Here is a 12,240-nt window from a genome sequence, read left to right on the forward strand (position 1 = left end):
GTGCGCGATCAACTCGCGCGGGATTGTTGCTGCGGGACGGCCGCGGCGCGGCGGCGGTCGACCTGCTCGAACCCCGGCCGCTTGCTGCCGATGAACGCGTAGAGCCACGATGCGATGGCGGCAAAGCGGTTGCGGAAGCCGATCAGGTAGAACAGGTGCACCGCCAGCCAGGTGATCCAGGCGAACATGCCCCGGAATCGGATCTTCTCGTTGATGGCGACCACGGCGCTGAACCGGCTGATCACCGACATGCTGCCCTTGTCGCGGTACTTGAACGGTGTGCCCGGCAGCTTCTTCCGGCTGATGACGTCGGCGGCGTGACGGGCTTCCTGCATGGCCACCGGGCTCTGGCCCGGGTAGCCGTTGAGGGAGGTCATGTCACCGATCGCGTAGACGTTGGCGTAGCCGCCCACGGTCAGGTCCTGATTGATGAGGATGCGTCCGGCGCGATCGGTCTGCGCTCCGGTTGCCTCCGCCAGCACTGCGGTGAACGGGCTGGCCTGCACACCGGCCGACCAGATGATCGTGTCGGCCGCGATCTTGCGGGTGGCCGCTCCGGAACCGATCTTGACGGTGACGCCCTCGGAATCCATATCGGTGACAAGCGAATTGAGCAACAGCTCCACGCCGCCGGCCTCGAGCGACTTCTTCGCGTACGCCGAGAGGGAGCCGCCGTAGACGGGCAGCGCGTCCCCGGCACCCTCGACGAGGTAGACCGATACGTCGTCACGCTTGTAGTAGCGGGTGGCCAGTTCCCGGATCTGACCGGCGACCTCGACACCGGTGGGCCCGGCGCCGACGATCACGAAGCTCAGCAGGCGGCGGCGAAGATCGTCGTCGGTGGTCTGGGCGGCCCGTTCGAAGTTCTGGCGGATCTGGGTGCGCAGCTTGGTCGCATCCTCGATGGTCTTGAGCGCGTAGGAGTACTGCGCGAACTCGTTGCGTCCGAAGTAGGACTGCGTGGCACCGGTGGCCGCGATCAGGTAGCGGAACCGAACCGTCTCGGTACCGCTCTCGTGGCGGAAATGCAGGACGCCGGCGTCGGGATCGACATCGGTGACCGTGCCCAGGCGGACCTCGATGTTGCGGTGCTTGCGCAGGATGCCGGCGATGTCGGGAGCGATCTCTTCGCTGGAGAGCACGCCGGTTGCGACCTGGTAGAGCAGGGGCTGGAAAAGGTGTTCGGGGGTGCTGGAGATCAACACGACGCGCAGTCCGGTTTTGGCCAGCCGCTGTGCGGCGGTCAGTCCACCGAATCCCGAACCCACGATGGCCACATCGGCCTCGAGTTGGGTGGGAACGCTGTGCGGTGTGGGCATGGGTTGGTGATCCTTTTATCTACTTGATGGCAACTACTTCCATGTATAGCGCAATTAACTGGGGTGAAAATCCCTAATCAGGCCTATATCCAACCTGTTCTGAAGATAGAACTTATCTGCATCCCTCATATAAGCTGGTCGCATGGAACTTCGCCAGCTGACGTACTTCGTGGCCGTCGCCGAGGAGTTGAGTTTCAGCCGGGCCGCCGCCCGCTGCTTCATCTCGCAATCGGCGATCAGCCACCAGGTCGCCCGACTCGAACACGAACTGGGCTCGAAATTGATCGCCCGGTCGACGCGGACGGTGCGCCTGACCGACCTCGGCGCCCAGGTGCTGCCACTGGCTCAGCAGATGATCCGACTCGAATCGATGATCACCGCGACCGCACGCGCACCCGGCGGACGGGTCCGGATGGCGGCCAACATGTCGTTCGCGCAGCAGTCCCTGGCCGCGATCGCCAAGCTGCGCACCGAGCACCTCGATGTCGAGATCGAGTTCATCATCAAGAGCTTCGATCAGCGGATCGACGCGGTCCTCGGCGGCGACGTCGACCTGGCCCTGATCCGCGGTGGCCTCGAGCGCCCGGGCCTGGCCATCGAACACCTGTGGGTCGACGACCTGGTGGTGGCGATGTCGCAGCGGCACCCACTGGCCGGAGCTGCCGAAGTCGGGCTGGAACAGCTCGGCAAGTACCCGTTGCTGCTGCCGTCGGCGCGTGATCAGGTGCTGTTGCACAACGTGATCCGGGAGGCGTTCGATCGCCACGGACTCGACCGTCCCCGCCAGGCGCCGCCACTGCCGGTGGATCACACCGCGACCATGGAGCTGCTCAACCACCCCGAGGAGTGGACGGTGCTCTACGAGCGCACACCGCTGGCCGGCATCGCCTTCACCCGGGATGCCGAACGCGCACTGCGGGTTCCGGTGTCCGCGGTGGTGCGCGCGCCGACCGGACAATCCGAGATCGTCAACGACCTGATCGCCGCGCTGAGGTCGGTGCGCGCGGATCTGGCCGGGGGAGACGGCGCCTCCGGCTAGGTGTTGGAGAGAGAATCGCCTCCGGCTAGGTGACCAGCCACAGTGCGAACACCGATGACAACAGGGTCAACGGGACGGTCACCAGGCCCACCTTGGTGAACTCGGCGACCTTCACCCGGTGGCCGCGGACGTTGACCAGGTTGCGCCACAGCAGGTTTGCCAGCGAGCCGAGGTAGGTCAGGCTGGGGCCGATGTTGACCCCGAGCAGCATCGCCAGGATCAGTGCCGCCGGGGCACCGCTGCCCAGTGCGGCGAGCATCAGCAAGGTGGCCGGGATGTTGTTGATCACGTTTGATGCGATGGCCGCGACCACGGCGACGATGAGCAGGTCGAGCAGTCCGGTCCCGTTCGGCAGGAGGTCCGCGAGCCACCCCCCGATCTCGCCGTCGGAGATCCCGGTCACCAAGACCGCCAGCGCACAGACGAACAACAGGAAGCCCGGTTGCGCCGACATCGCCAGCGCGCCGGGACCACAGGCACGTCCGCGCAATGCCAGGTACGCCATCGCGACCGCGCCGGCCACGGCGCACCACACCGGTTCGATGCCGACCAGTGAACTCACCCCGAACGCGATCAGGGTTGCGGTGAGAACGACGAGCGGGGCCCGTGGCGCCGGGCCGGGCTCGTCGAGCACATCCGGGCCGGGCGCGACCTCGAGGTCGCTGCGAAACCACCAGCAGAACAACGCGAACTCGACCGCAAGGGTGACCAGCCAGGGAAGCGCCATCAGCAGGGTGAACTCGATGAAGCCCAGACCCGTTGCGGCGAAGGCGAGCAGATTCGTCAGATTCGAGACCGGCATCAGGGTCGAGGCCGAATTGGCAAGGGTGACCGTGGCGTAACTGTGTGGACGGGCCGGTACCCGGAGCGCCGAGGTCATCGACAGCAGCACGGGTGTCAACAGCAACACGGTGGCGTCGAGACTGAGTGCGGCGGTGGTGATCGCGGCGGCGGCGAACACCAATCCGAAGAGCCGGCGCCCGGATCGGTGCCCGGCACCCTCGGCCGGGGACGCGCGGTGCGCGATCACCCGGGCCACCCATTCGAATACGCCCAGTACCGAACAGGCGTAGGAGATCACCAGCAGTGCCGCCAGGAACAGCACGGTGGACGACAACTCCCGCAACTCGTCCCAGGCCCGGTCGGGCTCCACGGCACCCACGACCATGGCGAGCGCGGCTGCCGGGACCGCGACCGCCGCCTCCGACAGGCCGCGCGGACGCCACACGGCCAGTCCCAGCGCTGCCACCATCAGAACCACCGCGACAACATCCACGGCGCAATGTTCCCCGACGTCCCGGCAGCGCACCAATCAGGCATCGTCCGGAAGGATGCGTGGATCCGGTCCCGGAGAACGTACAGTGATGATGCGAACGAGCCGGCTGGGCGGCCGCGGTCGCGGGGACAGTCGCTTGTGCGGCGAGCCCGAGATCGAGGAAAGTCCGGACTCCACAGAGCAGGGTGGTTGCCAACAGCAACCCGAGGTGACTCGCGGGACAGTGCCACAGAAAACAGACCGCCGGCGCAAGCCGGTGAGGGTGAAAAGGTGCGGTAAGAGCGCACCAGCATCACGGGTGACCGTGATGGCTCGGTAAACCCCACCCGGAGCAAGGTCGAAGGTTGCACCAGGTGACTGGTGTGGCTGCGCAGGTGTTCGAGGGCTGCTCGCCCGAGCCTGCGGGTGGACCGCTCGAGGTACCCGGCGACGGTGTGCCCAGATGGATGGCCGCTGCCGACCCTTGTGGTCGGTACAGGATCCGGCTTACAGGCCGGCTCGTTCGCCCCGCAACGTGGCCTCACACCGATTACCCCGGTGTGGAGGTCACTGCCCGCTAGTGTTGGTGCGGTGCAACGGATACTTCGCGCCGCCGACATAGATTTCGGTGCCATCCGCACCGACCTCGGTCTGTCCGAGGAGTTCGGTGCCGCCGCCCAGACCGAAGCGGAGACGGCGTCGGATCGCTACGCCGAGGATCGTGTCGACCGGACCGACCTGCCCCTGGTCACCATCGATCCGCCCGGCTCGGTGGATCTCGATCAAGCCGTCCACATCGTCCGCGACGGCACCGGTTTTGTGGTGAACTACGCGATCGCCGACGTCGCGGCGCTGGTTCGGCCCGGTGGTCCGCTCGACCTCGAGACCCGCAGACGAGGGCAGACGATCTACTTCCCGGACGGCAATGTGCCGCTGCATCCGCGGGCGTTGTCGGAAGACCGCGGATCGTTGCTGCCCGATCGGCTTCGTCCGGCCGCACTGTGGCGGATCGCCGTCGACGGACACGGACACCCGACCTCGGTCGACGTTCAACGCGCGCTGGTGCGGTCGGTGGCCCGGCTGGACTATGAAACCGTGCAGGCCGACGCCGACGCCGGGAGACTGCATCCGTCCATCGAGGCGCTCCCTGACTTCGGTGAGCTCCGGCAGCGTCTGGCGATCGAGCGGGGCGCGGTGGATCTGGGTCTGCCCGAACAGGACGTGCTGCACGACGGGGCGGCCGGATGGCAGCTGGTGGTGCAACCGCGGACCCGGGCCGACATGTGGAACTCACAGATCTCACTGCTCACGGGTATGTGCGCCGGGCAGATGATGCTGGACAACAAGGTCGGGTTGCTGCGGACGCTACCGGCGGCGACCGACGATGCGGTGAAGGTGTTCCGGGCCTCCGCCGCCGCGCTGGATGTGCCCTGGCCGGAGGGAGTTTCACCGGGTGCGTTCCTGGCCGGACTGGATCCGCAGTCCCCGCTGACCCTGGCGGTGATGTCGGATGCGACGACGTTGCTGCGGGGAAGTGACTACCTGCCGATGCTGGGTGTGATCCCGGACGATGCGGTGACAACGCATGGCGGTATCGCCGGGGTCTACGCCCACGTGACCGCACCACTGCGCCGGTTGGCGGACCGCTTCGCCACCGAGACCTGCCTGGCGCTGGCTGCCGGTGAACCGGTGCCCGACTGGGTGTGCAGCGCTCTGCCGATCCTGCCCGAGGTGATGAAGAGTTCGAGTTCGGTTGCCGGCAGAGCAGATCGGTCGAGTCTGGACATGGCCGAGGCGGTCCTGCTGGCCGACCGGGTCGGCGAGACGTTCACCGCCACCGTGTTGCACGCCGCACGCGGCAAGCGGCCCGCACAGATCTTCATCGCAGATCCCGCGGTGTTCGCCACGTGCGGTGGTGATCCGGCGGAGGGGCAGCAGGTGCAGGTCAAACTGATGGACGCCGATCCGCGCACACCTCAGGTGACGTTCATGCCGGTGTAGGCGGTCGGTGCGGGCTACACCGGCCGGTACGTCGCGAGGTCGCGTGCCGCGGCAGCCTCTTCCCGGGCGTCGAGGCGCCCGTACACGTATGCGTCGGCGACGGTGACGCCCGAACCCATCGCCAGGACCGCAATATGGCTGCGGCTGATGACCGCGTCGTGGAAGTCCCCGAGAGCACTCTGGGCCCGCTTGGCAATCTTGCCGAGTTTGCGGTACTTGTCGGTGCCGAGCCGCTCGCCGGAATCGATGGTGTACCGCAACTGTTTCGCGCGTTTGCGTACGGTGTGCAGCTGCTCGACCCAGTCGGCTGAACCCTTGGCCAGGGCGTCGGCCTTCTTCTGGGCCCTGCGGACACGTTTGGTGCTGTGGGCGACGGCCTTGTCGAAGATCTCGCGGGCCGGTGCCTCGGCGTCGTCACCGGGCTGCGGTTCTGCGATGGTCCGGTCGAGCTCATCGAGCAGATCGAAATACCGCTTGGAATGCAGGAAGTCGGTGGCGGCGGCCAGCGTGATGTGCTGTGTTTCGACCTGCCCATGGATCAGGGCCTGCAAGACATGAGAGGATGCCGCTTCGCCCTTGAGCAGGTGACGATTTCGCTCCAACTGGACTTCCGCATCACGGGCGTCGCCCAATATGCCTGCCAGATACTTCAATTCACCTTCGAGCTCCTCGACACCCGTGCCCCGCAGGACGTTCGGGAACGACTGCAGGACGCTGCGTGCCCGCCGCGTCGCGACCCGCATCTGGTGGACGGCGTCGGGAGCGTTGCACCGGACCTGTGGGTCATGGGCGATGAGGTGGTCGCGGTGGTCGGCGAGCTCGGCGACCACCAGTTCCAGCGCGGTGGCCTTCTTGCCCAGGGTGGACTTCTTCGGGTGGTGCCGATCGGAACCGTCATGGGTGGTCGGGGTGGTACCGATGGCGCGCGCGAGCTTGGACGCACTGGAGGCGGTGCGGGCACCGTTGGCGCGCAACACCTTGTCGGCGGCGTAGAGGAGGTCGGTATCGCCGGTCACCAACTCGAGTTCCCATTCGCGCCAGCTCTGGGCGACACCGCCGGGGAGCAGGGATTGCGCGGCGACCGAGTCCTCGCACAACACCGCGAGCACTGCCCCCTCACCGTCGTGGAGTTCGGTGATGCGGCGAATCGTCGAGACCGTTGCGATGGGTGCCAGGTGTCGGCCGCGGATGTGGACCTGGACGGGGTCGGTCAGTTCTGCCGGCACCGCGACCTCGGCGAACGGATCGGTCGCGGTCTGCAGCGGCACGTGCATCTCGCGTCGGCCCAGGGGAGTGCCGATGCCGGGCCGTTTGAGGTGCCAGCCCTCGTCGTGGCCCCCTTCTCGCCGTCGGAGGGTGATCTTGTTGCCCGCGAGATCGAGTGCGTCGGTGTCGTAGTAGGTCGCGTCCAGGTGTTCGATCACCGGTCCCGACAGCGACTGCACAGCAGGCAACACCGTGAGGTCGGGAACGGTCGCATTGGCGTCGAGGTCGTATTTGAGCTCGACTTCGGTTGTTTCCTGGGCGCTCACCGTGCGTCCTTCCCACTGCTCTGGTCACCGACTCCGGCAAAACGATCCGTCGCCTCGATCAGATGATGCCGGATTCCGGGTTCGAACGATGCGTGTCCGGCATCGGCGACGATGTTCAGCTGCGCGGTCGGCCAGGCGCGGTGCAGATCCCAGGCGCTTCGGGCCGGGCACACCACGTCGTAGCGGCCTTGCACGATCACGCCGGGGATGTCGGCGATCAGGTGCGCGTCGGCCAGTAGCTGACCGTCTTCGAGGAAACCACCGTTCATGAAGTAGTGGTTCTCGATACCGGCGAACGCGAGGGCATACCGGGCCGGATCGCTGTCTTTGTCGTCCTCGGCCTGGGGCAGGAGATGACTCGTGGTCTGTTCCCAGGTGGTCCAGGCGAGCGCGGCCTCGACCGCCTTCTCCTGGTCGTCGCCGGTCAGGAGCCGGTGATAGGCGGCCACGAGATCACCGTCGCGCTCGTCGGCGGGGATCGGTTCGAGGTATCCCTCCCACCGGTCGGGGAAGATGTTGGCCGCGCCCCCGTTGTAGTACCAGTCGATCTCGCTGCGGCGGAGCAGGAAGATCCCGCGCAGCACCAATTCGGTCACCCGATCGGGGTGGCGCTGGGCATAGGCCAGCCCGAGTGTCGACCCCCACGAGCCGCCGAACACCTGCCACTGCTCGATCCCGAACTCTTCGCGCAGTGATTCCATGTCGGCGATCAGGTGGTCGGTGGTGTTCACCGACAGGTCGCCGCCGTCCGCGATGTGCGGTGTCGACCGGCCGCAGCCGCGCTGATCGAACAGGATGATGCGATACGCGTCCGGGTTGAAGAACTGCCGTTGTGACGGGGTGGTTCCGCCACCGGGTCCACCGTGGACAAAGATCGCCGGCTTGCCCGTGGGATTACCGCTCTGTTCCCAATAGATCCGTTGTCCGTCACCGACATCGAGATGTCCGGTGGCGTAGGGCTCGATCGGAGGGTAGAAGTCGCGCATCCCCCCACTATGCCGGTTGAGGTCAGTACGCGTGCTCGGGGCCGGGGAACTGGCCGCGACGAACCTCGTCGGCGTACTGCTCTGCCGCGCGGCGCAATTCGCCGCCGACATCGGCGTACCGCTTGACGAACCTGGCGGTCTTGCCGTGGGTGAACCCGGCCATGTCCTGCCAGACGAGAACCTGGGCGTCGGTCTCGTTGCCTGCGCCGATACCCACCGTGGGGATGGTCAACTTGCGGGTGATCTGTCCGGCGAGGTCGGCGGGAACCATCTCCATGACAACGGCGAAGGCGCCGGCTTCCTGGACGGCGATCGCGTCGGCGATGAGCTGGTCGGCACCGTCGCCGCGGCCCTGCACGCGGAATCCGCCGAGCCCGTTGACGCTCTGCGGGGTGAATCCGATGTGCGCCATGACCGGGATGCCCGCTGCAACCAGCGTCGCGATCTGGTCGGCGACCCGTTCACCGCCTTCGAGCTTGACCGCGTGCGCGCCGCCTTCCTTGAAGAAGCGGATCGACGATTCGAGTGCCTGTTGCGAGCCGGCCTCGTAGCTACCGAACGGCAGGTCGGCGACGACCAACGCGTGCGGGGCGCCCTTCACGACACCGCGGACCAGCGGGAGCAGCTCATCGATGGTGACCGGGATGGTGGTGTCGTATCCGTACACCACATTGGCTGCCGAGTCGCCGACCAGCAGGACCGGGATCTGTGCGTCGTCGAAGATGCGCGCACTGGAGTAGTCGTATGCGGTGAGCATCGACCATTTGTCGCCCTCGGACTTCATCTGGGCCAGATGGTGCACGCGCGTCGCGCGGCGGCGTGGAGAAGAAGGATCAGCTGCGGCCGCAGAAGAGGAGGGCGCAGCGCCATATACCGAAGTGTCGGACATCATTGTCTCTTTCGTGCCTCGAGTCCTGCATCCGCAGGTACCCGGGTTGGTGGATGACCACACCAGTGTGGCACCGCGGGTCGGGCAGGGAAATGCCTGGTGGTGTGCAATTTGTCACAACAGTTCGGATATTTCGGTCCCGCTCGGGCCCGTCGGTGCGCCGATACCGGCGTGGCACGATGGAACCGGTGAAGACACGAGCACGGGGTGGCCGGGGAATCCTGTGCGGGGTGACCGCCATCGCGGCGGTGGCCCTGGTGGCCGGCGGTTGCAGTACCGAGCTCGAGGGTTCCGCCGAGTCGGCGACGTTCAGCTCGGGTGTCGCGCCGACGCCGGCGTTGGACCCCTTCTACGGGCAGCGACTCCATTGGGAACCCTGCGACGAATATGCCGATCAGGAGTCGTTCGGATATCCCGAGGACCGGACGGACTGCACCACCGTGACGGTCCCGGTCGACTACGACGATCCTGACGGGGATGCTGCGAAGATCGCGATACTGCGGGTACGTGCCGGCGGCGAGAAGGTCGGTTCGTTGCTGATGAATCCGGGCGGCCCGGGCGGATCGGGCGTGGACTTCCTGGCCGGGCAGGCCTCGGCTTTCTCCGACCTCGAACTCGCAGAGCGTTTCGACCTGATCGGTTTCGATCCCCGGGGCGTCGGGAAGTCGACCCCGCAGATCCGTTGCCTCACCGACTCCGAGCGGGACGAGCAGCGGGCGCAGACACTGGTCGACATGACCCCGGCCGGCATCGCGGAGCAGGAACGCGAAGCCAGGGAGACCGCCGAGAAATGCGAGCAGCGGATGGGTGTCGGGTACCTGGCACATGTCGGGACGGTCGACGTGGTCAAAGACCTCGATGTGCTGCGCGCGGTGCTCGGAGACGACAAGCTCAACTATCTCGGCTATTCCTACGGCACCCGGATCGGGGCCGCCTACGCCGAACAGTTCCCGTCCAGGGTTCGGGCGATGGTCAATGACGGCGCGGTCGATCCGGCGGCAGATCCGGTGGAGGACATCATCAAACAGATGGCCGGGTTCCAGTCCGCATTCGAGGCTTTCGCCGCAGACTGCGCAGAGCGTGGTGGTTGCCCGCTGGGCGACGACCCGGCTCAGGCAACGGCCCGTTTCCAGGAGCTCACCCGACCGCTGATCGATCGGCCCGCGACGACGGGTCTGGGTCGGCCCCTGTCGTACGACGACGCGATGACCGGCGTGATCCAGGCGCTGTACAGCGATGCGCTGTGGGATCCGCTGCGCGAGGGGCTGGACCAGCTGGCCGAGGGCAACGGCGACACCCTGCTCCGGCTCGCCGACCTCTATGAGGGGCGCGACGAGAACGGTCGCTACAACAACACGGCCGACGCGTTCACCGCGATCCGGTGCATCGACGACCCGCCGATCACCGACCAGGCCACGATCGATCGGCTCGACACGGAGGCGCGTCGGGCGGCGCCGTTCACCGACGACGGTCGGGGGACCGGTGTCGGTGCCCGGGATGTCTGTGCGTTCTGGCCGATCCCACCCACCAGCACACCGCATGAGCTGAACGTCGAGGGTCTGCCGACGACGGTTGTCATCTCCACGACAAACGACCCGGCGACGCCGTATGAAGCCGGTGTTGCCCTCGCGAAAGAGCTCGGCGCCAGACTCATCACGTTCGAGGGCGACCAGCACACGGCATCGCTCGAGGGGAAGGACTGTGTCGACGATGCGGTCACCGCGTACTTCGTTGATCTCACATTGCCGGATGAAGGCCTCATATGTTGAGAATTTTGGACGAAATCCCCAGGATATTCTGGTTGATGCGCGTCTGTAACATGCATTTAACAGGGCACTCCTAGGCTCGTTTGTCATGGATCGCCAAAAAGAATTCGTGCTCCGAACCCTCGAAGAGCGCGACATTCGCTTTGTCCGCCTCTGGTTCACCGACGTACTGGGCTACCTGAAGTCGGTTGCCATTGCGCCCGCTGAGCTAGAAGGTGCTTTTGCCGAGGGAATCGGCTTCGACGGATCGGCGATCGAGGGCTTTTCGCGGGTGTCCGAAGCCGACACCATCGCCAAGCCCGATCCCTCCACATTCCAGGTCCTGCCGTGGACCACCAGCGCCGGCCGGCCGCACTCCGCCCGCATGTTCTGCGACATCGTGATGCCCGACGGCGAGCCGTCGTGGGCCGATTCGCGGCATGTGTTGCGTCGCCAGCTGAACAAGGCAGCCGATCAGGGCTTCAGCTGCTACGTCCATCCCGAGATCGAGTTCTTCCTGCTGAAGAACCCGCCCGCGCTCGACGGCTCGGTCCCCATCCCCGCCGACAACGGTGGGTACTTCGACCAGGCCGTGCACGACTCGGCACCCAACTTTCGCCGCCACGCCATCGACGCCCTTGAATCCATGGGCATCTCGGTCGAGTTCTCGCACCACGAGGGAGCACCGGGCCAGCAGGAGATCGACCTGCGGTACGCGGACGCCCTGTCGATGGCCGACAACGTCATGACGTTCCGTTACGTCGTCAAAGAGGTCGCGATCTCGGAGAACGTGTGGGCCACGTTCATGCCCAAGCCGTTCAGTCAGCACGCCGGTTCGGCGATGCACACCCACATGAGCTTGTTCGAGGGCGACACGAACGCCTTCCACAACCCCGACGATCCGATGCAGCTGTCGACCACCGGCAAGCAGTTCATCGCCGGCATCCTGCACCACGCCGACGAGATCAGCGCGATCACCAACCAGTGGGTCAACAGCTACAAGCGACTCATCCACGGCGGCGAAGCGCCGACCGCTGCGAGCTGGGGAGCGGCCAACCGCTCGGCGCTCGTCCGGTTGCCGCTCTACACACCGAACAAAGCGTCGTCCCGGCGTATCGAGGTTCGTAGCCCCGACTCGGCCTGTAACCCGTACTTGACGTTTGCCGTCCTGCTGGCCGCCGGCCTCAAAGGCATCAAGGAAGGCTACGAGCTGCCGGACCACGCCGAGGACGACGTGTTCTCGCTGACTCCCGCCGAGCGCCGGGCCATGGGCTACAAGGAGTTGCCGGGGTCGTTGGCCGAAGCACTCACGAAGATGGAGAAGTCCGAACTGGTTGCCGAGGCCGTCGGCGAGCACGTCTTCGAGTACTTCCTGCGCAACAAATGGGCGGAGTGGACGAACTACCGCAGTCAGGTGACTCCATTTGAACTGCAGAACTATTTGTCGCTCTGACGCCGGTCGCGGGCTCCGGGT

9 protein-coding genes and 1 other RNA gene are annotated in these 12,240 nt (G+C 66.1%); 5 read left to right on the plus strand and 5 right to left on the minus strand.

All coding sequences use genetic code 11. The annotated features are described in order from the left end of the window. Nucleotides 1–8 precede the first annotated feature (8 nt). Entirely contained in the window at nucleotides 9–1,319 is a 1,311-nt protein-coding gene (locus AC51GT_RS02110; RefSeq protein ID WP_496323729.1) for an NAD(P)/FAD-dependent oxidoreductase, read from the minus strand. Between the two features lie 142 nt (nucleotides 1,320–1,461). On the opposite strand from AC51GT_RS02110, the gene AC51GT_RS02115 reads away from it, so the two are divergent. Continuing rightward, entirely contained in the window at nucleotides 1,462–2,358 is an 897-nt protein-coding gene (locus AC51GT_RS02115; protein ID WP_496327692.1) for a LysR family transcriptional regulator, read from the plus strand. A 25-nt stretch (nucleotides 2,359–2,383) separates the two neighbouring features. On the opposite strand, the gene AC51GT_RS02120 is transcribed toward AC51GT_RS02115, so the two are convergent. Continuing rightward, a complete protein-coding gene (locus AC51GT_RS02120; RefSeq protein WP_496327693.1) occupies nucleotides 2,384–3,634 on the minus strand; it encodes an SLC13 family permease in 1,251 nt (416 codons plus the stop codon). Nucleotides 3,635–3,732: 98 nt separating this feature from the next. On the opposite strand from AC51GT_RS02120, the gene rnpB reads away from it, so the two are divergent. Then, nucleotides 3,733–4,139, plus strand: an RNA gene (gene rnpB / locus AC51GT_RS02125) — RNase P RNA component class A. Nucleotides 4,140–4,204: 65 nt separating this feature from the next. Beyond that, a complete protein-coding gene (locus tag AC51GT_RS02130; protein ID WP_496323732.1) occupies nucleotides 4,205–5,614 on the plus strand; it encodes an RNB domain-containing ribonuclease in 1,410 nt (469 codons plus the stop codon). Between the two features lie 14 nt (nucleotides 5,615–5,628). On the opposite strand, the gene AC51GT_RS02135 is transcribed toward AC51GT_RS02130, so the two are convergent. Genes AC51GT_RS02135 through panB form a run of 3 tightly spaced genes read right to left on the minus strand, consistent with a single transcriptional unit; the run spans nucleotide 5,629 to nucleotide 9,021 of the window. Continuing rightward, nucleotides 5,629–7,146: a CYTH and CHAD domain-containing protein gene (locus AC51GT_RS02135; protein ID WP_496327694.1), complete on the minus strand. Its 1,518-nt coding sequence runs from the start codon at nucleotides 7,144–7,146 to the stop codon at nucleotides 5,629–5,631. Then, nucleotides 7,143–8,132 (minus strand): prolyl aminopeptidase, encoded by a 990-nt coding sequence (gene pip, locus AC51GT_RS02140; RefSeq protein ID WP_496327695.1) that lies wholly within the window; start codon nucleotides 8,130–8,132, stop codon nucleotides 7,143–7,145. The genes AC51GT_RS02135 and pip overlap by 4 nt, the downstream gene beginning before the upstream one ends. Nucleotides 8,133–8,154: 22 nt before the next feature. Beyond that, nucleotides 8,155–9,021, minus strand: coding sequence for a 3-methyl-2-oxobutanoate hydroxymethyltransferase (panB, locus tag AC51GT_RS02145; RefSeq protein ID WP_496327696.1), 867 nt, complete (start codon nucleotides 9,019–9,021; stop codon nucleotides 8,155–8,157). A gap of 188 nt (nucleotides 9,022–9,209) precedes the next feature. On the opposite strand from panB, the gene AC51GT_RS02150 reads away from it, so the two are divergent. Next, the gene (locus tag AC51GT_RS02150; protein ID WP_496327697.1) at nucleotides 9,210–10,790 is read left to right on the plus strand and encodes an alpha/beta hydrolase; all 1,581 of its coding nucleotides are present in this window, start codon (nucleotides 9,210–9,212) and stop codon (nucleotides 10,788–10,790) included. 85 nt (nucleotides 10,791–10,875) lie between these two features. After that, nucleotides 10,876–12,219 (plus strand): glutamine synthetase family protein, encoded by a 1,344-nt coding sequence (locus AC51GT_RS02155; RefSeq protein ID WP_496323737.1) that lies wholly within the window; start codon nucleotides 10,876–10,878, stop codon nucleotides 12,217–12,219. The last annotated feature ends 21 nt before the right edge of the window (nucleotides 12,220–12,240 follow it).

This window comes from Williamsia sp. z34, from assembly GCF_059553395.1.